Genomic DNA, 20,916 nt, shown 5'->3' with positions numbered 1-20,916 from the left:
ACGCCGCGCTAGACTCCCGCCCGACATGGAGTTCCGACTGCTCGGGCCCTTCGAGGCCCGCGACCAGGGCCGGCCCGTTCCGGTGGGCAGCCGCCGCCAGGAGCGGTGCCTCCTGGCGATCCTCCTGCTGCAGGCCGGCCACGTCGTGACGACCGCGCGCCTCATCGAACTGCTGTGGAACGGCGCCGCACCGGCCTCCGCCCGCGGCACCGTCCACACCTACGTCGGGCGGCTGCGCGCGCGTCTGCAACCGCACGGGCTGTCCATCGAGACCAGGCACGACGGATACGCCGTCGATCCGGGCGGCCACACGATCGACGCCCAGCGGTTCGTCGCGCTGCACCGGCAGGCCTCCGACGCCACCGACCCCGCGACGCGCGTGCGCCACTACGACCAGGCGCTGGCCCTGTGGCACGGCCCGCTGCTCGCCGACGTGGCGGACGACGACCTGCGCGGCCGGCTCGGCGGCACACTGGAAGACCTGCGGCTGTCCGCCCTCGAACAGCGCGGCGAGGTCCACCTCGCCATGGGTCTGCACGAACGGGTGGTGGCGGACCTGGCACCCCTGACCGGCACCCACCCGGGTCGCGAACGTCTGGTCGCCGCCCGCATGACGGCCCTGTACCGCTCCGGCCGCCAGGCCGACGCACTGCAGCTCTACCGGGACACGCGCCAGGCGCTGGTGACCGACCTGGGCATCGAACCGGGCGCCGAATTGGCGACCCTGCACGACCGCATCCTGCGGCGCGACCCCCGGCTCGACCGGCCGCCGGGGCCCCTCTACGCGGTGCGCGTGGGCGAGGAGTGGCTGCCGTGGAACACCAGCGGGCACCCGGCACTGGAGTTCTGCAACACCTACGCGGGCTGGGGTGGTTCCGGCCTGCCCGGCTCGGAGTGGCTGCGCGCCTACTCCACCCTCGCCGTGTGGGCCGGCCACCTGGACCTCGCAGAACAACGGCTCGTCACCCGGCTGCTGCAGGAGGCGCGGCAGCGTCCCGCCGAAGCGGACGCCGCCCTCGACGAGGCTCGCGCCTTCCGCGACGACCTGTACACCTGCCTGACCGACCCCCGGAACGCCCGAGCCTTCAAGGCCGTCGCCTACCTCGCGCAGGAAGCCGCGAGGCACTCCCTGCTCGTCCGGGACGGGGACGGCCTGGCGCAGTGGCGTCTGTCGTCCGCCGCCGGACTGCGCCTGCCGCTGCTCGCCACGGCCCGCAGCGCAGCCGAACTCCTCGCCGACCCCCGGCGGTTCACCATTCGCACCTGTCCCAGCGACAACTGCGGCTGGCTCTTCCTCGACACGAGCGGCCGCCGCAGGTGGTGCAGCCTGGCGACCTGCGGCGGCGGCCGTGAAGAGGCCGCCTGTACGTAGTCCGAGCCTCCCGGGCGTCCACTTCGTGATCCGCGATGCCGTATCTCCGTGCGCCCACGACGTCGATGAGGCGAGCGCGCGACCCCGGCCCGCCCGGCGGACTCCGCACGCGACCCATCCGACGGCCCGTCAGTTAACTTGGGAGGCATGATCAAGCAAGCCCCCGGGGAACGCCGCGCGCGGAGCGCGTACGTCGCAGCCGCGGGCGTCTTCGCGGTCGGCATGGCGGGGACGACGCTGCCGACCCCGCTCTACGGCCTCTACCGGGAGGAGATCGGGTTCTCCGAACTGGTCGTGACGGTGGTCTTCGCGGTCTACGCGATCGGAGTGATCGGCGCCCTGCTGGTCGCCGGCGACTTCTCGGACGTCCTCGGCCGGCGCCCGGTCCTGCTGACCGCGCTGGGGCTCGCGCTGCTCAGCGCGGTGTGTTTCCTCTTCCAAAACGGCCTGCCACTGCTGTTCGCCGGGCGGCTGCTTTCGGGGTTCTCGGCCGGACTGCTCAGCGGCGCGGCGACAGCCGCCGTACTCGAACTGGCGCCCCCAGGTCTGCGCACACGGGCCGCACTCGCGGCAACCGCGGCCAACATGGGCGGCCTGGGGTGCGGGCCGCTGCTGTCGGGAATCCTGGCGCAGTACGCGCCATGGCCCCTTCGCCTCCCCTTCCTGGTACACATCGCCCTGGTGCTCGTGGCGTTCGCCATCACGCGCGGCCTGCCCGAGACCGTGGCGGTCCGCAGCCCGCGTCCGCCGCTGCGCCCGCAAGGCATGGTCGTGCCGCCGGGAACCCGCGCGGCCTTCGTGCCGGCCGGGCTGGCCGCGTTCGCCGGCTTCTCCATGCTCGGCCTGTTCACCGCGGTGGCGCCGAGCTTCCTCGCCCTGACGCTGGGGGAGCGCAACCTCGCCGTCACCGGCCTCGTCGTCTTCTCCGTGTTCTGCGCCTCCACCGCCGGGCAGATGCTGATGGGCCGTTGGGGCGTCCGGCGCGCGCTGCCCGCCGGGTGCCTGGCGCTCACGACCGGCATGGCCGTCGTGGCGTCCTCGCTGGTGGTGGAGTCCCTGCCGGTGCTGGTCGTGGGCGCCCTGGTCGGCGGCCTCGGCCAGGGCATGTCGTTTCGTGCCGGCCTGACGGCGGTGAGCTCGATGGCCCCCGAGGAGCACCGCGGCGCGACGATCTCGGCCTTCTTCGTCGTCGCCTACGTCGGCATCTCCGTTCCGGTGGTGGGCGTCGGCGCCCTCACCCTCGCGCTCGGACTGCGGGACGCGGGAGTCGCCTTCACGATGTACGTCCTCGTGGTGTCGGCCGCCGTCGGGTTCTTCCTCCTGCGCCGTCCGCCGCGCCAGAGCTGACGGGGAGGGCGGCGTGCGGACTCCGCACGGGTACGGCCGGCGCCTGCGGCGGCCGGTCGGGGAAAGGAAACAGGCGCCCCGAAGCCGAAGCCGAGGGCGATGGTGGTGTGACGCCCCGGAACCCGGTGCGCTCGCCGCTTCGCCGGCGCTCTCCGACGCCTCGTCAACCAGGCCGTGCACCCGGGGCCGATGCCCGGAAGCCGGCGCCGCCTCGCCGGTGTGATTTCCGGTTGATGTCGTGCAACTGACGTGAATTTCCGGTGTGTTTCGCGGCCCTTGAGGATTTGTTCGAAATCTTGAGGGTGTGATCGAATCCGCCCACGACATCGCAAGGAGGACCTGTGTTCTTCTCCAAGGCCCGAACACCGGGCTGGGCGGCTGCGGGCACCACGGCTGCCGTACTCGTCACTCTGCTGACCCCCGCCACGGCCGGGGCGACCGCGGCGGCCGCACCGTCGGAGCGGCCGTCAGGCCGCCCCGGCGGTCCGGCGAGGACGGTGACCCTCATCACCGGTGACAAGGTCACCGTCACGCCCGACGCGGGCGGCGGCCGCGACACGCTGAGCGTCGAGCGCCGGCCCGGGGCGCCCGGCTCGGTGCGCATCGTCACCGAGGGCGGCGACACCTTCGTCTACCCGGACGAGGCGCTCGCCTACCTGGCCGCGGACCGTCTCGACAAGCGCCTGTTCAACGTCACGGACCTGATGGCGCAGGGCTACGACGACGCACGCGCCCCGAAGCTCCCCCTGATCGTCACCGGCGGGAACGCCGCGGCCCTGCGGCCCGGCGGCACGCTGCTGCGAGGTGCGCAGACCGTACGCGCACTGCCGTCGGTCGGTGGTGAGGCCGTCGCGGCGGACCGCAGGGCCGCGGGCGACACCTGGACCGCGCTCACGGCGGCCGGCACCGGCTCCTCCGGGCAGGACACGGCCGGGTCCCGAAAGGCGGCCGCCGAGCCGTCGTTCGCCGGCGGCATCGACAAGATCTGGCTGGACGGCAAGACGAAGGCGGCACTCGCCGACACCACGGCCCAGATAGGCGCCCCCCAGGTCTGGGAGTCGGGCGACACCGGCGCCGGAGTCACGGTGGCGGTGCTCGACACCGGCGCCGACACCGGCCACCCGGACCTCAAGGACCGCATCGTCGCGACCCGCAGTTTCGTCCCGGACCTGGACGTGCGGGACGTCAAGGGCCATGGGACGCACGTGGCCTCCACCGTCGCCGGCACCGGCGCGGCGTCGGGCGGCAAGGAGAAGGGCGTGGCCCCCGGAGCCGACCTGGTGGTCGGCAAGGTGCTCGGCGACCACGGCGAGGGCCAGGAGTCCTGGGTCATCAGCGGCATGGAGTGGGCGGCACGCACGCAGCACGCCCGGGTCGTCAACATGAGCCTCGGCAGCGACGAGCCCAGTGACGGAACGGACCCGATGAGCCAGAGCCTGAACGCTCTGAGCAGGGAGACGGGCACGCTGTTCGTGGTGGCCGCCGGCAACACCGGCCGCGGAGCCACGCCGTACACCATCGGCTCCCCCGGCGCCGCGGACGCCGCGCTGACGGTGGGGGCGGTGGACTCCTCCGACCGGCTGGCGAACTTCTCCAGCGTCGGCCCGCGGGTCGGCAACGAGGGAGTCAAGCCCGACGTGACGGCTCCCGGCGTCGGCGTCCTCGCGGCCCGGTCGCAGTACATGAGCCAGGGCGAGGGCTACTACATCACCAGCGACGGGACCTCGATGGCCTCCCCGCACGTCGCCGGTGCCGCGGTCCTGCTCGCGCAGAAGCATCCCGACTGGACGGCACGCCAGTTGAAGGACGCTCTGATGAGCACCAGCAAGCCCACGCCGTACCTCACCGCGTACCAGGGCGGTGCCGGGCGCGTCGACGCGGCGGCCGCCGTCCGCGCCGAGGTCACCGCGAACGGCTCGGTCTTCCGCTTCCTGCCGTGGCCGAACGAGAGCACCGGCTCCGTCAAGCAGGAGATCACGTACACCAACTCCGGGGACGGGCCGGTGACACTGCGGCTCGCCGCGGAGCCGGACGCGTCCGGCGACACCGCGTTCTCGCTGTCCGCCGGCCAGGTCACCGTGCCGGCCCACGGCAGCACCGGCGTCGAGGTCGGTGCGGACCTGTCCGGCCTCGCGCGGGGCAACCACACCGCCCGGGTCGTCGCCCGCGACGCCGGCGGGGCCGTCGTCGCCCACACGGTCGCCGGCGTGTCCCTCGAACCCGAGCGGTACGACCTCGACATCACCATGAAGGACCGTGCGGGCGAGCCGATGAGCGGCTGGATCCACCTCAAGGGCGCTCTCAGCCGGTCCACGACCGCGTACGAGATCCCCGAGAACGGCCGGCTCACCCTGCGTCTGCCGGCCGACACCTACACCGTGGTGTCCTACGCGGACGTCCAGGGCACCCACGGCCCGAGCTCCCGAGGCATCGCGCTTCTGAGCGCTCCCGAGGTCGACCTGACCGCGGACCGGAAGGTCGCCCTGGACGCCTCGAAGGCGCACCAGGTGAGGGCGGACACACCCAAGGCCGCCACGCTGGTCGACACCCGGCTGGACTTCTTCCGGTCCTTCACCTCCGCGGAACCCACCCCGACCGACTACACCGCCGTCCGGGAGAACGTCGTCGTCGGGAAGGGCTACGACAGCGTCTGGGCCCAGCCGACCGGCGCCAAGGTGCACCGCGGCGGCTTCGTCTTCACCACCCGCCTGCGGGCGCAGGAGAGCCCGCTCGAGCTGTCCTACGACGGCGAGCGGATCGACGACGCACTGGCGCAGCAGGGCAGCGCCGTCCTCCCCGACGGCAAGGTCAACCTGGACCCGGTGTTCGCCGGAGCCGGTTCGCCCCAGGACTTCGCGAAGGTCACCGCCCGCGGCAAGGTCGCGGTGGTGCGCCACAGCGACGAGGTCGAGCCCCTGGTTCAGGCGCGGGCCGCGAAGGCGGCGGGCGCGGAGCTGCTGCTCGTGGTGAACGACGGAGTGGGGCGGCTGTCCACCTGGTACGGGGAGCCGGACTACCGCACCGCCGTCGACATGCCCGTGGTGTCCGTCAACAAGGACGAGGGCGAGGCGCTGATCGACCGGATCACCACCAAGGGCAACGGCCACGGCAAGACGCGCTTGAAGGTGACGGCCCATCCGTCACCCGCGTATCTGTACGACCTGGTCAAGTACCACAAGGGTGCCGTTCCCGAGGACGTGACCTACCACGCGGACAAGGAGCGGCTGGCCCGCGTCGATCTCGACTTCGCCCAGCCGCGGGGCAGGACGGCCTCGGAGCGGCGCACGGACTTCCCGGCGTACGAGTGGAGCGCCGGGTACTCATTCGGCCTGGAGCCGGCCGCCCCCGGAAAGCGCACGGACTGGGTGACCGCGGGGGACGACGTGCGCTGGCAGCAGACCGTGTCGGTCGACGGCTGGGTGGGCGCCACCAACAGTCCCACGTCCTACCGGCCGGGCAGCACCCGGCAGGAGCGCTGGCTCGGCCCGGTCCTGCGCCCGCGCATGTCCGACAGTGACTCCCAAGTGCGCGACGAGACCTCGCTCTCGCTCGTCGTTCCGGGCTGGAGCGACTCCGGGACCGCGCACTCGGGCTCCGCGGGGAGCGAGAAGATGACGACCCGCACGTCACTGATCCAGGGCGGCACCACGCTGGTCACGACCGACAGCGCCTACGTCAACGCCTGGGACCTGCCGACCGAGTCGCTGCCGTACCGGCTCGTCGTCGACACGGCCGATGACCTGGCGGTGAGCCCGTACTCCTCGAAGACCCACACGGAGTGGGACTTCGTGTCGGGCAAGGCGCAGTCCGGGACGGTGCCGCTGGTGCAGCTCGACTACGGCACCGAACTCGACGCCGAAGGCAGGTCGCGCCGCGTGGGAGAGGTCTCCGTCACCCCCTCGGTGCTCGGCACTTCAGCGCAGGACGCGGTGTCCTCGGTCCGGCTCGAGGTCTCCTACGACGACGGGGCGTCCTGGACGCGACAGGACCTGAAGAACCGTCAGGGGACCTGGAGCACCACCCTGCGTGCCCCCTCCTCGGCCGCGTTCGTGGCGCTGCGCACCAGCGCCACGGCACGCACCGGGGGCTCGGTCTCGCAGACCGTCATCCGGGCCTTCGGCCTGAAGTGACGCCCGGGGGCCGGCGCCGCGCGGTACGCGTGGCCCCGGCCCCCGGGAGCGACCGCCGCAGTCCCGTCCGGGCGCGATCGCGCGCACAGGCGGGCGCTCCCGTGCCCGAGCGGTGCCATGCGGCGGTGCTTACGGCCAGGGCCGGGCCACCCGCCGGACCGGCGGGCATTCGCCGGTCGCCGCCTCTTCGACCACGCCGTCCGTGTCGGGCGCGAGGCCGCCGGGCGGCGCCCTCGCGGGAACGGCCCTACCGTGCCGGACGCGTCGCAGTGGTGCCGTCGCCGCGGCCCCGTCGGCCGTCGGTGCCTACGCCGTTACCGCGACCTTTCCCCAGGGCGCGGTGGCCGGCACCGCTGAGCCGCCCCTCACGGTCACGGCCTTTGACGCGCGATAAGTAGAGGTTTAGTATCCAGATATGCGAACAGGCAAGGGCGTGGAGTGGGCCGTGCACACACTGCTCAACCTCGCGTGGCTCGGGGACGGCGAGCCGGTCCCGACCGTGCAGCTGGCCGCCGGGCATGATCTTTCCCCGTCCTACCTGAACAAGCAGCTCCAGCAACTCGTCAAGGCGGGGCTGCTGGAATCCGTGCCGGGTGCGCGGGGCGGCTTCCGGCTGGCCCGCCCGCTGGAAGCGGTGTCGATGCTGGACGTGGTCCTCGCCGTCGAGGGGGACGACCCCCTGTTCCGCTGCGCGGAGATCCGCCGCTGCGGAACCATCGGCGAGCGGGTGCCGGCCGGCGGCTTCAGCCGCCCGTGTGCGGTGAACAGTGCGATGGGGCGGGCCGAGCTTGCCTGGCGGAAGGCACTGGCCCAGCAGAGCCTCGCCGAAGTGCGGGCGGAGGCCGAAGCGCATGCTCCGTCGCTCGGCTCGTACGTCCGCGCCGGACTCGGGCGCGACTGAGCCGCTTCCCGTGCAGGTGCCCCCGGCTCCCGCACAGCATGATTCAGGATAAGAAATATCTCGATTTTCGGATGCGTGGGGGCGAAGGAGGTCACGTCAGCATGAATGTCACCCGTGTGCCCGGGCCGCCCGCGGTGCTCGAGGCCGAGTGGGAGACGCACCGGCCCGCCGTGTTCGGGGTGGCGTACCGCCTGCTCGGAAGCGTGGCCGACGCCGAGGACGTGGCGCAGGACGTGTGGCTGCGGGCGGCCGGGGCGGATTTGCGCGACATCGTGGACCTTCGGGCCTGGCTGGTCACGGTCGCCGCGCGACGGTCGTACGACGTCCTGAAGTCCGCCCGGGTCCGCCGGGAGACCTATGTGGGGCCGTGGCTGCCCGCGCCGCTGCTGACGGGACCGGACGCGTCGGAGGCGGTGCTCGTCGACGAGTCCGTAGGGTCCGCGATGCTCCTGGTCATGGAGGAGCTGAGCCCGCCGGAGCGGGTGGCCTTCATCCTCCACGACGTCTTCGGCCTCGAGTTCAGCCGGATCGCCGACGTGCTGGACGCCTCCGCGCCGGCCGCCCGCCAGCTCGCCTCCCGGGCGCGGCGGAAGGTGGCCGAGGCCAGGCAGTCCACGCTGCGGACGTCCCGGGCCGAGCGGGAACGGCTGCTCGCCGCGTTCCGCGCCGCGTACGAGGCCGGGGACCTGGCCGGGCTGGTGCGGCTCCTGCACCCGGAGGCCGTGTACGTCACCGACGGCGGCGGCAGGGTCGCCACCGCGCGCAAGCTCGTCCACGGCGGCGCTCGCATCGCCCGGCTGATGGTGGGCGTGTGGCTCCGGTGGCGTCCGGACCGCATCGAGCTCGTCGAGGTCGGCGGCGAACCGGCCCTCCTCCACCGCCGCGGTGCCCACGTCTTCTCGGTGGACACGGTGGAGATCGAGGACGGCCGGATCACCGAGTACCGCAGGGTCCTCAACCCGGAGAAGATCGCCCATGTCTGAGCTCCCGAACCGCTCTCGCACCGGAGCGAGCCGCCGCGCGTGACGGCGGACCCCCGACAAGGTTCACCCGACAGGAAAGACCAAAAGGAGAAACCCATGGCCGAGCAGCAGCGCGTCAACATCGGAAAGCAGCACCCGGACAGCTACCAGGCGCTCCTGGCCCTGTCCTCGACGGTGGAGGAGAGCGCCGCCGCGGCGGGCCTCGACCCGCTCCTGGTCGAACTGCTCAAGATCCGCACGTCCCAGATCAACGGCTGTTCCTTCTGCCTCCGGATGCACACGGGCGACGCCCTCAAGAAGGGCGAGAACCCGGACCGGATCGCGGTGCTGCCCGCCTGGGAGGAGACCGACTACTTCTCCGGGACCGACCGCGCCGCCCTGCGGCTGACCGAGGTGATCGCGCGCGTGGCGGACGGGCACGTGAGCGACGCCGACTACGAAGCGGCCGCGGCCGTGCTCACCGCGGACCAGGTCTCGGCGGTCGCCTGGCTGGCGACGCTGATGAACGCGTTCAATCGCGTCGCGATCACCAGCCGCTACCGGGTCGCCGGCTGAGCCGTCCGCCGGCGGCCCGGGCGGGGCCGGCCGGTCCGGACGTACGGTTGAGCTATGCGCGCCACACCGGACGACGGTGCTGCTCAGGCGTACGGAAGGGCTTCTTCCGACACCGCCGGACCGACATGCCGTGCGCAACTGGACGGGCTGCTGGACTGTGCCGCGCGCGACACCGGCGCCCACGCGAGCGCCCTCTTCCTGCTGGCCGCCGATGGACAGGCGCTGCGGCTCGAAGCAGCCGCGGGCATGCCGGCGGACTTCCTGGCGCCCTGGTTCGGGGTGGGCCTGTCCAGCCATGTGCCGGTGGCCGACGCGGTGCGCGAAAGGCGGCTGGTGTGGCTCAGCGAGCCTCAGGAACTCGCCCGCCACTACCCGCGTACGGCGATCGCCATGCCGTACCACTTCGCGGCGGCCGCGGCGCCGATCCTCAGCGGCGCCGCCCCTTGGGGAGCGCTCCTGCTGTTCTGGCCGTGCTGCGAGGCCCCCGAGCTCGCCGGGCCGGTGCACGAGCGGGTCGGCGCCGCCTGCCGGCGCCTGGCGCGGTTCCTCCAGGACGCCGCGGACGCGGGACGCCCGGTCACCCCCGCGGCGTGCCCGCGGACCCTGTCCCGGCCGCCCGCCCGTGAATGGGAGCCGTCCGAGGCGCTGGCCGCGGCACACTTCGCCGAGCGCCTGCCCGGAGGGAGCTGCACCCTCGACCTCGAGGGCAGGTTCACCTACCTCAGCGCCACAGCCGCCCGACTGCTGGGCGGGACCGTCCCCGGTCTCCTGGGCAGGCGCCCCTGGCAGGCCCTGTCCTGGTCGGCCGATCCCGCCTTCGAGGACCGCTTTCGCGCAGCCGTGGTCAGCCGGCATCCGGAATCGTTCACCGCGAAGGTCCCCCCGGGCCGGTGGCTCGCGTTCGAGCTCTACCCGGACGCCTCCGGGGTGAGCGTCCGCATCGTCCCTCGCGCTCCCGACCGCGTCCTGCACGCGGTCCGCCCCGGAACACCGGCCCCCCGGGGTGAGCCGATCGCCCTCGGCGAGCTCTACCAGGTCATGCACCTGGCCGCCGCCCTTTCCGAAGCGGTCGGCGGTGACGACGTGATCGACCTCGTCGCGGACGAGATGCTGCCGACCTTCCGGGCCCAGACCCTTGCCCTGGCCCTGTTCACGCCCGAGGACGGATGTCTGCGGTTCGTCGGCTGCCGGGGCTACAACCCCCGCCCCAAGGAGATCTTCACCGGAGCGGAATTCACCTCCCCGGCCGCGGTCGGCACCCTCACTGACGGCATGCCGGCCTTCTTCGCCAGCTTCGAGGAGATGGCCGGCGCCTATCCGCACGCCCCCGGCCACGACGGCCTGGACGCCCGGGCCTATCTGCCGCTGATCGCCTCCGGCCGGCCCGTGGGCCTGTGCGTCCTCGCCTTCGACCGGCCCCACCCCTTCCCCGGCAACCAGCGGACCGTGCTGACCGCGCTGGCGGGGCTGATCGCCCAGGCGCTGGAACGTGCCCGTCTCTACGACGCCAGCAAGGAACTGGCGGAGACCCTGCAGGCGGCCATGCTCCCCGACTCGCTGCCGGACATCCCCGGACTCGACGTCGCCGCCCGCTATCTGCCCAGCGTCCAGGGCATGGACATCGGTGGCGACTTCTACGACCTGGTCCGGGTCGACGACACCACCGCGGCCGCGGTCATCGGCGACGTCCAGGGCCACCACGTCAAGGCGGCGGCCCTCATGGGCCGGATCCGCCCCGCCATCCGCTCCCAGGCCGCCGCCGGGGCCGCACCGGCGCAGGCGCTGTGGCAGGCCAACCGTCAGCTGGTCGACCTGGACCCGGGCCGTTTCGTCAGCTGCCTGTACGCCCGGCTCGACCTCGCGCAGCGCCGGGCCCTGCTGGCCACCGCCGGCCATCCGCCGCCGGTGCTGTGTCACCCGGACGGGCACACGGAGGTCATCACCGTGCCGCCGGGCATGCTGCTCGGCATCGACCCCGAGGCGGACTACCCCACCACCGAGATCCCCCTGGAGCCCGGCACCGTCCTCGCGCTGTACACCGACGGACTCGTCGAGACCCCCGGGGTCGACCTGGACGACGCCATGGCCGGGCTCGCCGCCCGCCTCGCCCGGACCGCCCCCCAGCCCATGGACCGGCTCGCCACGGACCTGATCGACCACGCACGCCGGACGGCCCCGCGCACCGACGACATCGCGCTGCTGCTCATCAGGTTCGTCGCGGCCGCGTGACGGGGCGTCAGCGGCCGAAGGCGGCCCTGTCAGGGTCGCCGCCTTCGTCATCAGGGAGGCGAGCCGGCCCCCACGGGCGTGACAGAGCGGGTCGTCCTGCGGCGCAGTAACGTGGAATGGGGCCTTGAACAGCCGGAATCCGCGGCGCGCTTCTCCATCGTGAGGTCGTTCACCATGCCGAACAAGGACACCGGCGGTCCTGTCCCGTGGCAGTCGTGCATCACCACGCTGCTGGAACAGGAACCGCCCTTCATCCCCGACCGCGCCCAGGCGATGACCCTGCTCGTCCAGTACCCGCCCGGCCACCCGGGGATCCCGCCGCACCGGCACACCGGTCCCGCGTTCGGATACGTCGTCGAGGGCGAGATGCTCTTCGAGCTGGAGGGCGAACCCGAACGCGTCGTCCGGGCCGGCGAGACGTTCTGGGAACCCGGCGGTGACGTCATCCACTACCAGGACGGCAACAACCAGGACGACCAATGGCTCCGCTTCGTCGTGGTGATGCTCTGTGAGCCGGGCAAGCCCATGCTCACGGTCGTCGACGACGAGGAGCTGGCCGAGCGGCGGGACCGCCGCGCACCGCGACCGTCCTGACGCACCCGGGCCCGCTGCGGCGACCGGAACAGCCCGGCGGCGCTCGCCGCCGGGCTGTCACACCCGTACGGGTCACCTCGTCTCCCTGTCGAACCCGGAGGACACCTGCCTCGCGGACCATGCCCGCACGTCATCGAACTTCGACGAGGCCGGTGCGTGCGGACGCGATGTGTGGTCTCGTACAAGAGGGAGGATGCCGCATGGACGTTGCCAGTGACGCGGTGCCGATCGCGGAGCTGCTCGACGAGCGGCGGCATCTGCTGGATGTCGCCCGACGCATCTCGGGCAGCCACCGCGACGCGGAGAGCGTGATCGACGAGACATACCGCCGGTGGTACGCGCTCACCGACGCGGAGCGCGCGCGTATCGCGTCGCCCCGTGACTGGCTGTCGAGGACCGCCGGCGGCATCTGCCTGGGCCGCCCGGCCACGCCCGACCGTGCCCGGAACGCCGGGACCGGGGTTCCGGGCACGGGGCACGACGAACTCACCGACATCGTGCGTCGCCGGCTCCAGGCGCGGCGCTCCGGTCCGGCGGACTCGTGGGAGCACGACGCGGTCGTCCGCGCCCTCGGGGAAGCCTGCGCGGCGGGCGACGCCGCGGCGCTGGTCTCCGCGCTGTCCCCCGACGCCATGGCCGTCTTCGACGGCGGCGGCAAGGTCCGGACGCTGGTCCGCACGGTGCACGGCGGCCGGCAGGTCGCACACAGCCTCCTGACGCTGCTGGGTCCCCACCCGCGCACCTCGTTGACGGCCCAGTCGGTGAACAGCCGCACCGGACTCGTGGTGCGCTGCGACCACACGGTGGCCGCGGTCGTCAGCCTCGACGTCACCGACCGCCGCGTGGCTCAGGTCTGGGCCGTGCTCAACCCGGAGAAGCTGCGCCGGTGGAACCGAAGCCCCGATCGGTGACACGGTCCTTCGGCATGCCGGCGTACGAGGCCGGGCCCCGCGCCCTCACATCGCTCCGTGGCGCCACGCTCCCCGCCACGCTCCCCGCCACGTCGCGCCGCCCCGGCGACCAGGGATGATCGCAGTCGGTGACGGTCGCCGACGGTGATCGGCTGTGGATGCCGTAGTGCCCCTTGGGGCGTATCGTCCGTTTATGGGATCGGAGGGGTGCGGCGGCCGCGTGGCTCGGCGGCACGGACGGACGGCGCGGCCGGCACGGTGCCGCCGGTGGTCCGCGCACGTGTCGCGGCCCGAGGGAGACGGGGGCGAACGTGGTGACCCGGCATGACGTGAGGCCTATGACGGGCGGCATGCGACGCTTCGCAGGCCTGTTCGAAGGTCTTGTCCGGGACACCGACGCCGCGGTGGGCATGCTGTACGTGCTCACGCCGGAGAAGCGGGCGCTGGAGCTGGTGGCACTGTCCGGCATGCCCCGGCGGATCGCCGCTCCGTGGGCGCGGATCGGGGTGGACGACGCGGCGCCGGTGGCGCAGGCCGTGCGGGAGCGGTCGCTGGTGTGGGTGGGGGATTCCAAGGAGCTGGCCGAACGCTTCCCCAGGATCGCGCTGGTGGCCCCCTACGAGATCCTGCTGGCGGCGGCGCCGATCATGGACGGGGACGTGACGTGGGGTGCGGTGTGCCTGCTGTGGCCGGTCTCGCACCCGCCGGCCCTGAGCCCCGGCGAGCGGGACGCGATCATGGTCTTCTGCGGCAGGTCGGGGCGGCTCCTGAGGCACTACGCGGACCGGGGCCACCCTGTCGAGGCCGGTGCGGACGTCCTGAACCTGCGGGCGGTGCGCCGTCGCGAGCCCGGCCGGGCCGAGGCGCTGGCGGCGTACGAGTTCGCCGCGCGGCTGCCGACCGGTTGCTGTTCGCTGGACCTGGAGGGCCGGGTCAGGTTCCTCAACCAGGCGGCGGCCGATCTGCTCGGCATCGGTGCCGCGGACCTCATGGGCTCACTTCCCTGGGAACGGCTGCTGTGGCTCGACGGCCGGGCGTTCGAGGACGCGTACCGCGCCGCCGTCATCAGCAAGCAGACCACGGCGTTCACCGCCCTGCGCCCCCCGGACCAGTGGCTGTCCTTCCGGCTCGACCCGGGACTCTCCGGGGTGAGCGTCACCGTCACCCCGTCACAGCGAGGGCGCCCGGCCGCAACTGACGGGCCGGCGGTTCCTCCGGGCGCCCACGGCCCGGTCGGCGCCTCCGCCATGTACCAGTTGATGTACCTGGCCGCGACGCTCACCGAGGCGGTCGGCGTGCGGGATGTGGTCGACCAGGTCGCCGACCAGCTCGTCCCGGCGTTCGAGGCCCAGGGCCTGGTCGTACTCACCGCCGAGGGCGGGCGCCTGCGCGTCGTCGGCCAGCGCGGCTACACCGACGATTTCATGGCCCAAGTCGACGGAGCGCCGCTGACCTCCCACATCGTGACCGCCCGGGCCCTCACCAGCGGTACCCCGCTGTTCTTCCCGAGCTTCGCCGAGCTGCACCGCGCCTACCCGCACACTCCGCGCTTCCGGCACCGGGACGCGTGGGCCTTCCTGCCGCTGATCACCTCGGGCCGTCCCGTCGGGCTGCTGGTGCTGTCCTACGACCGTCCCCGTCCGTTCCCCCAGACCGAACGCACCGTCCTGGTCGCCCTGGCCGGACTCATCGCACAGGCCATGGACCGCGCCCACCTCTACGACACCAAGCACCAGCTCGCCCGCACTCTGCAGACCGGCCTGTTGCCCAAGGAACTGCCCCGGATACCCGGCCTCGACGTCGCCGCCCGCTACCTGCCGGCCGGCCACGGGAGCGACATCGGCGGGGACTTCTACGACCTCATCCACTGCGGGACCAACTGCGCGGCCGTCACCATCGGCGATGTCCAGGGGCACAACCTGCAGGCTGCCGCCCTGATGGGACAGGTCCGCATCGCCGTCCACGCGTACGCCACCGCCCACTCCGCACCCGGCGAGGTGCTGGCCAGGACCAACCGCCTGCTGTCGGATCTGGACCCGGGTCTGTTCACCAGCTGCCTGTTCGTCCACATCGACCTGGAACGGCACGTCGCCCGGCTGGCCACCGCGGGTCACCCCCCGCCCCTGATCTGCCGGCCCGACGGCCGCGCGGGGACCCTCGCGATGACGCCGGGCCTGCTGCTGGGCATCGCACCGGACGGCGAGTACCCCACCACGCAGGTCCCGCTGCCCCCGGGCACACTGCTGGCGCTGTACACCGACGGCCTCGTCGAATCCCCCGGCACCGACGCCGAACTGGCCGCGGGCGACCTCGTGCGGTACTTGGCCGCAGCGGCCGACCAGGGCGTGGACGCCGTCGCGGACAGTCTCCTGGAACACGCCCTGCGGACCGCCCCCGGTACCGATGACACCGCACTGCTGGTCGTCCGTCCCGGCGGCCCCGGCTGCGTCCCGCCGGCGAACGAGGGATAGGCCGGGATCCCCGCAGGACCTGGAAGCCGCCGACCCCGGCCTGGTGGGCGGGCACAGCGCCGGGCGCGGCCACCACCTGGCCCAGAACTTCCTGTTCCGGCCGATGCCCGGGCACGACGGCTATCGCACGGCGGTCCCCGGCCGGTACCTGACCGGTGCCGCGACGCGGTCGGCGCGGGGAACAACGCGACGTCCGGCCTCCTCACGGCGCGCGGTCTCGAAGTGGGCCGAGTCGCGGCTGCCCGCCCCGGACGGGGCGACACCGTTCGCCGGGGAGGAGATCGAACTGACGGCATGACGCTCCGCGCTCGCACCGGGCGTCGCATCGCTGCCGCTGTCACCGCTCCAGCGCCTGGTACCCGACTCCCTTGGTGGCGGCGGCGCGCAGGGGGACGCCGCGGAAGGCCTGGATGAGGACGATCACGGCGCCGGCCGTGATGCACTGGTCGGCGAGGTTGAAGATCCCGGAATCGCCGATCTGGATGAAGTCCAGCACGGCGCCGCGGCCGAATCCCGGGGTGCGGAAGAGGCGGTCCGCGAGGTTCCCGCCGGCACCGGCGAAGATCAGCCCCAGGCCGACCGCCCAGGCCCTGGAGCGTACGGAGCCGGCGACCCGGATGATGGCCACGAGCGCGACGATCGCCACGAGGGTGAAGAGCAACGTCGCGCGGGGAGCGAAGGAGCCGGCCGCGCCGGAGTTCCGGAAGGCGGTGAAGGTCACCGCGCCGCCCAGGGCGTCCCTGGGTTCGTGACCCTCGACGACCACCGCGGCGATCGCCTTCGTGACCTGGTCCACGGCGAATCCGGCCGCCGCAACGGTCCACAGCAGATACGCCCGCCGCACTGCCCACCTCCTGATCGCTGGTGCCCGCACCGAGCGTACGCGCAGATCGCGGCGGCGGAACGGCCGCCCGGAGCGGAGCGCCGGCGGCGCGGCGGCACGGCCAAGATTCGGTATCACTTGATACGGTCTCGGACGAGCGGGTGGCTGCTAATGTGCGTCCATGACCGCCGACGCTCCTCGTGGAACCAGCGCCTCGCGTGCGACCGGCCGGCCCGGGGACACCTCGCCGTTCGCTCTGGGCCTGCTGCTGCGCCGGGCGCACTGGCGCGCGGGTGCGGTGATGTCGGAGGCGCTCCGGCCGCTCGGCATCGAGATGCGGCACTTCGCCGTGCTGATGGCGCTGGTGGACCGAGGCCCCACGGTGCAGCGGGACCTGGCGGCGGCGACGGGGTCGGACAAGGCGGGGATCATGCGGGTCGTGGACGACCTGGAGCGCAAGGGGCTCGCCGTGCGCAAGGCCGTCCCGGGCGACCGGCGGGTGCGGGCGGTGGAGATCACACCTGCGGGCGTCGAGCTGTTCGACGCGGCTCACGTGGCGGCGGCGCCCCTGGCCGGGCGTCTGGTCGCCGGACTCGGTCCCGGTGAGCCCGAGCGGCTGACCGAACTCCTGACCCGATTCGCCTATCCCGCAAACGGCGAGGAGTAGACGCGCCGTAACGAAGGCCGACGAGCCGCGTGGCGCATCCGCCACGCGGCTTTCCCGTTCCACCCGTGCCCGATGCGGAACCGCGTGTCCGTCAGTATTCTCACGGAAGATAGTATCGAGTGATACTGTCGTGAGTGTAACGAAGTTGGTCCCAGTGCGAGCGCGCAACCGATCCGAAGCGGCGCCCTGGTGAAAGAGGTGGATCATGAGGACTGCTCGTGGCCGGAATCCGCGGCCCACGTCCGTGGCCCTGGGTGCCCTTCCCCGTCCGGTGGCCGTGGCGGTGGGCGCCGGTGGCGTGCTCGGAGCCGCGCACGTCGGCGTGGGATACGCGCTGGAAGAGCGCGGATTCGTCCCCGACATGATCATCGGAACCTCGGTGGGCGCCCTTCTGGGGGCCATCGCGGCCGCCCACCCCGAGGGATCGGCACCCTGGCTCGACCGCGTGTGGACCCGCTTGCGCCGCCGTGAGGTGTATCCGCTCGGCTACCCCCCCTCACGGTCCAGTGTCTTCACCGATCGAGGCCTGCGCCGGCTGATCGCGCGGTCCGCGCTGCCGTCCCGTATCGAGGAACTTCCCGTTCCGTTCACGGCGGTCGCCATGGACCTGGACACCGGCGCTGCGGCGCTGCTCGACCACGGTGACCTGGAGTCCGCCCTGCTGGCCAGCGCGGCCGTCCCCGGAATCCTGCCCCCGGTCGAGCGCGAGGACAGGACGCTCGTCGACGGCGGCGTGATCGCCTATCTCCCGGTGCTGGCGGCCCTGCAGGCCGGGGCGGCCAGCGTCGTGGCGCTGTCGACCGGTCCAGAAGGCTCGCCGTCCTGCCCGGCCGCCCGGCGTCGAGGGGCCGGCGCGATCGCCGCCAGGGCAGGCGTGCTGCTGTTGCGCCATCAGATCGAGCGTGACCTGCACGAGGTGGCCCGGCACGTCCCGACCGTCGTGCTGCCCACCGGCATCGACGCCTGGCCCGCGCCGTGGGACTTCGGCCATTCCCAGCGGCTGATCAGCACCGCGCACCGCACGGCGGCAAAGTTCCTCGACGCGCTGCGCGTCCGCGGGCCCGGTCTCTACCGAACCGACTCCCCTCCGCCGGACGGGGCCGGCCCGGCCGTGGCACCCTCCCTCTCAGGGGGCCTGCTGTGAGCACCATCGCGTTCCTCAACCTCGCCATGCACGGGCGGGTCAACCCGACACTGCCCGTGGTCGCCGAGCTCGTCCGGCGCGGCCACCGCGTCACGTACCACACCTCGGCGGCGTTCCATGAGGAGATCGCGGCCGCGGGCGCCGAGGTGAGCGTCCACCCCGGCGGCGACCAGCCGCTTCCCGATCCACCGACACCGGTCACGCTGCTGGAGGCACTCGCCCGCGGTGCCGTCGGCCTGCTGCCCGCGGTGCTCACCGACCTGCGCCGCATCCGGCCGCACCTCATCGTCCACGACAACGCCTGCCTGTGGGGCGCGGTCGCCGCCCGCGAACTCGGTGTGCCCGCCGCCTCGTCGTACACCACCTTCGCGTTCAACCGGCTCGTGCCGAGCCCCACCCGCGGCTCCCGGGACCTGCTGGCCGACGCGGCGGCCCGGCCCCGCAGCGTCCAGGGCTACCTGCGGTCGCGACGGGAACTGCGCCGCCGCTACGACACCCGCGGGCTGCCCCTGTTCGACCTGGGCAACCTCCGACAGCCGCTCAACCTCGTGTACACCTCGCGGGCGTTCCAGCCCAAGGCCGAGCACTTCGACGCCTCCTACCGGTTCGTCGGGCCGAGCATCGGCGCCCGCCCGGCCGACCCGTCGTTCCCCGCCGACCGGCTGCGGGACCCCGTGGTGTACGCGTCGCTGGGCACGGTGTTCGATGCCGACCCGCGACTGCTGCGCACCCTTGCCACCGCACTGGCCGCACTGGGCGGCACGGTCGTCCTCTCCACCGGGCGCACCGATCCCGCCGCCCTGGGTCCGTTGCCGGCCCACGTGCTCGCCCGCCGCTTCGTCCCGCAACCCGAAGTGCTGGCCCGCGCAGCGCTGTTCGTCACCCATGGCGGAATGAACAGCGCCAATGAGGCCCTGTACGCCGGGGTTCCGATGCTGGTCGTCCCCCAGGGCGCCGACCAGCCGATGGTGGCCCGGCGCGTCGAGGAACTCGGTGCCGGACTGTCGATCCCCACCCGGGACATCACCGAGGACGCGGTGCGTGCCCTCGCGGGACGCTTGCTCCACGGCCCCGGGTTCCGGGCGGCCACGGCGGCCCTGCGGGCCGCCCAGCGCGAGGCGGGGGGACACCTCCGTGCCGCGGACGAACTCGAGCGGTACCTGCGTGCGGCAGGGCCCGCCGACCGCTCGCCGGCCTCCACCGATGCTCCACGGCGAGGCTGACCCATGTCACCTGTCGTCGTGATCCTTCTCGGGCTCGCCGGGGTGTCCGAGGCCGCCGGGCGCATCCTGCCCCTGGCCGTACGCCGGCCCGGCATGCCCCGCATCCTCGTCGCGGGGTCGCTGCTGGGCGGCGGCCTCGTCGAGAGCGCCGTGTTCGCGCTGTGGCCACTGACCGCGGGCACCCTGGCCCAGCTGGTGTTTCCCGCTCCACCGCCCGGCGCCGGGTCGGTGTGGACCGCGGAACTGGCGGCTCCGCTGGTGCTCGCCGGCGTCCTCGCGTTCCCCTGGCTCGGGCCCGTCCTCCACCTCGTGCTCTTCGTCGGGGCCGGGGCCGGGCTGGCCGGGCCGCTCGCCACGGCCACCGGCCTGGGCTGGTGGGACGCCGCCGGCTGCGTGGCCGTCGCAGGGACCGGACTGGGTCTCGCGGTCGAGGCCGTCCGGCGCCTGGTCGTGCGGATCAGCGCGAGCGAACCGCGGGAGTCGATCGCGTGAACGGCTACGTGCTCTGGGCGTTCGCGGTCGGGCCGGCCCTGATCGCCGAGGCGTTGCTGGCCCGCTACGAGGTGCTGGCCTACGGCGCGCGCTGGCGTGCCCCCGTCACCGAGCTGCCGGACGGCGTGCCCTACGCCCGCGGCGCGGCTCCCGACAGCCCCCCGGACGCCTACCTGGTCTACCTGGACGGCATCGGCAAACGCCGCGTCCGTGACAGCCGCGACGGGGGTCAACTGGTCGCCGCCCTCCTCGCCAGGGCCCCGGAACTGCGGCTGCTGGGCCAGGTCCAGCCCTACTCGCCCCTCGCCGACCCTCTTGCCGAGCGGCCGGTGTGGGCCTGGCTGCGGCGCCGCGTCGGGCTTGTGCTGTTCCTGCACAACGTCATGCAGATCTTCGTCGCCGCCGACCGCCGATACCGCCCCCTGTACAACCGGGCCGTCGGCCGCCAGATCGCCACCCAGCTCCGCCTCGCCGGCTACCGATCCGACAGCGGCATCCCCGTGGCGCTGCTCAGTTACAGCGGCGGCGCGCAGGTCGCCACCGGCGCGGTCGAGGAATTGCACTCCCAACTGCGCGCGCCCCTCCTGCTGATCACCCTGGGCGGATTCCACAACGGAGCCAACGACCTCACCCACGCCGCGCACCTGCACCGGCTGACCAGCGCGAGCGACCGCATCGAACGGCTCGGCACGTGGATCTTCCCTCAGCGCTGGCCCCTGCTCCGCGGCAGCGGCTGGAACCGGGCCCACCGCGCCGGAAAGGTCACCGTGCACCGGCTCGACCCGGCCACGCACGTCGGCCCACGCAGCTACATCAGCCGCACGGCTCAGGTACCCGACGGCCGCAGCCACGTCGACCGCACGGCCGACACCGTGGTGGCGCTCATCCGCGCCCACCACTGCGGGGCGGAGGCGGCGACAGGAACCTCATGACTCCACCCGGCGCAGCCGCCGGCCTCACTGGCCTTCGAGGAGCTGAAGGAAGCGCCCGCCCCCGCCGTCGAGGCCGAGGAAGGCCGGCCGGCCGGACGCCGCGTCCGCGTAGCGCGAACGCGGAACGGTGTATTCCTGCCTT

The 20,916-nt window shown here is 73.2% G+C and carries 17 protein-coding genes; 16 read left to right on the top strand and 1 reads right to left on the bottom strand.

Translation table 11 applies throughout. The features are described 5' to 3' along the window. The first annotated feature begins 25 nt into the window (after positions 1–25). The 11 genes from ACRWNP_RS33845 to ACRWNP_RS33795 all read left to right on the top strand — a co-directional run bounded on the left by ACRWNP_RS33845 (position 26) and on the right by ACRWNP_RS33795 (position 15,791). Complete coding sequence (locus ACRWNP_RS33845) at positions 26–1,372, top strand: BTAD domain-containing putative transcriptional regulator (protein WP_431968290.1); 1,347 nt, start codon at positions 26–28, stop codon at positions 1,370–1,372. Positions 1,373–1,519: 147 nt separating this feature from the next. Further along, positions 1,520–2,719 (top strand): MFS transporter, encoded by a 1,200-nt coding sequence (locus ACRWNP_RS33840; RefSeq protein WP_431968288.1) that lies wholly within the window; start codon positions 1,520–1,522, stop codon positions 2,717–2,719. A 341-nt stretch (positions 2,720–3,060) separates the two neighbouring features. Next, complete coding sequence (locus ACRWNP_RS33835; protein ID WP_431968286.1) at positions 3,061–6,849, top strand: S8 family serine peptidase; 3,789 nt, start codon at positions 3,061–3,063, stop codon at positions 6,847–6,849. 415 nt (positions 6,850–7,264) lie between these two features. Continuing rightward, positions 7,265–7,750, top strand: a complete 486-nt coding sequence (locus ACRWNP_RS33830) for an RrF2 family transcriptional regulator (protein WP_431968284.1) — start codon at positions 7,265–7,267, stop codon at positions 7,748–7,750. Between the two features lie 101 nt (positions 7,751–7,851). Beyond that, positions 7,852–8,733: an RNA polymerase sigma factor SigJ gene (gene sigJ, locus ACRWNP_RS33825; RefSeq protein WP_431968282.1), complete on the top strand. Its 882-nt coding sequence runs from the start codon at positions 7,852–7,854 to the stop codon at positions 8,731–8,733. A gap of 96 nt (positions 8,734–8,829) precedes the next feature. Continuing rightward, a complete protein-coding gene (locus ACRWNP_RS33820) occupies positions 8,830–9,288 on the top strand; it encodes a carboxymuconolactone decarboxylase family protein (RefSeq protein ID WP_431968280.1) in 459 nt (152 codons plus the stop codon). Positions 9,289–9,342: 54 nt separating this feature from the next. Further along, a complete protein-coding gene (locus tag ACRWNP_RS33815) occupies positions 9,343–11,517 on the top strand; it encodes a SpoIIE family protein phosphatase (protein WP_431968278.1) in 2,175 nt (724 codons plus the stop codon). Between the two features lie 174 nt (positions 11,518–11,691). Next, on the top strand, positions 11,692–12,111 hold the full coding sequence (locus ACRWNP_RS33810; protein ID WP_431968276.1) for a cupin domain-containing protein: 420 nt from the start codon (positions 11,692–11,694) through the stop codon (positions 12,109–12,111). Positions 12,112–12,311: 200 nt separating this feature from the next. Beyond that, positions 12,312–13,022, top strand: coding sequence for an RNA polymerase subunit sigma (locus tag ACRWNP_RS33805; RefSeq protein ID WP_431968274.1), 711 nt, complete (start codon positions 12,312–12,314; stop codon positions 13,020–13,022). 350 nt (positions 13,023–13,372) lie between these two features. Further along, positions 13,373–15,493: a SpoIIE family protein phosphatase gene (locus ACRWNP_RS33800; protein WP_431968272.1), complete on the top strand. Its 2,121-nt coding sequence runs from the start codon at positions 13,373–13,375 to the stop codon at positions 15,491–15,493. A 43-nt stretch (positions 15,494–15,536) separates the two neighbouring features. After that, positions 15,537–15,791 carry a hypothetical protein gene (locus ACRWNP_RS33795; protein ID WP_431968270.1) on the top strand — a complete coding sequence of 85 codons (255 nt, stop codon included), beginning with the start codon at positions 15,537–15,539 and terminating at the stop codon, positions 15,789–15,791. 39 nt (positions 15,792–15,830) lie between these two features. Here ACRWNP_RS33795 and ACRWNP_RS33790 read toward each other — a convergent pair whose 3' ends face one another. Beyond that, positions 15,831–16,337 (bottom strand): signal peptidase II, encoded by a 507-nt coding sequence (locus ACRWNP_RS33790; RefSeq protein ID WP_431968268.1) that lies wholly within the window; start codon positions 16,335–16,337, stop codon positions 15,831–15,833. 160 nt (positions 16,338–16,497) lie between these two features. Between ACRWNP_RS33790 and ACRWNP_RS33785 the strand changes: the two genes are divergently transcribed. From ACRWNP_RS33785 to ACRWNP_RS33765, 5 genes are all read left to right on the top strand, one after another. Next, positions 16,498–16,983: a MarR family winged helix-turn-helix transcriptional regulator gene (locus tag ACRWNP_RS33785; protein WP_431968266.1), complete on the top strand. Its 486-nt coding sequence runs from the start codon at positions 16,498–16,500 to the stop codon at positions 16,981–16,983. Between the two features lie 205 nt (positions 16,984–17,188). After that, positions 17,189–18,127 (top strand): patatin-like phospholipase family protein, encoded by a 939-nt coding sequence (locus tag ACRWNP_RS33780; RefSeq protein ID WP_431968264.1) that lies wholly within the window; start codon positions 17,189–17,191, stop codon positions 18,125–18,127. Next, positions 18,124–19,350 (top strand): macrolide family glycosyltransferase, encoded by a 1,227-nt coding sequence (locus ACRWNP_RS33775; RefSeq protein WP_431968262.1) that lies wholly within the window; start codon positions 18,124–18,126, stop codon positions 19,348–19,350. Before ACRWNP_RS33780 ends, ACRWNP_RS33775 begins: the two co-directional genes overlap by 4 nt. A gap of 18 nt (positions 19,351–19,368) precedes the next feature. Beyond that, complete coding sequence (locus ACRWNP_RS33770; RefSeq protein ID WP_431968260.1) at positions 19,369–19,842, top strand: hypothetical protein; 474 nt, start codon at positions 19,369–19,371, stop codon at positions 19,840–19,842. Further along, positions 19,839–20,774, top strand: coding sequence for a hypothetical protein (locus ACRWNP_RS33765; protein ID WP_431968258.1), 936 nt, complete (start codon positions 19,839–19,841; stop codon positions 20,772–20,774). Before ACRWNP_RS33770 ends, ACRWNP_RS33765 begins: the two co-directional genes overlap by 4 nt. Positions 20,775–20,916: the final 142 nt, after the last annotated feature.

It is taken from the genome of Actinacidiphila sp. bgisy160, assembly GCF_965342435.1.
Classification (GTDB): domain Bacteria; phylum Actinomycetota; class Actinomycetes; order Streptomycetales; family Streptomycetaceae; genus Actinacidiphila.
Note: the sequence above shows the minus strand (reverse complement) of the source record. Positions and strands in the feature narration are given on the sequence as shown.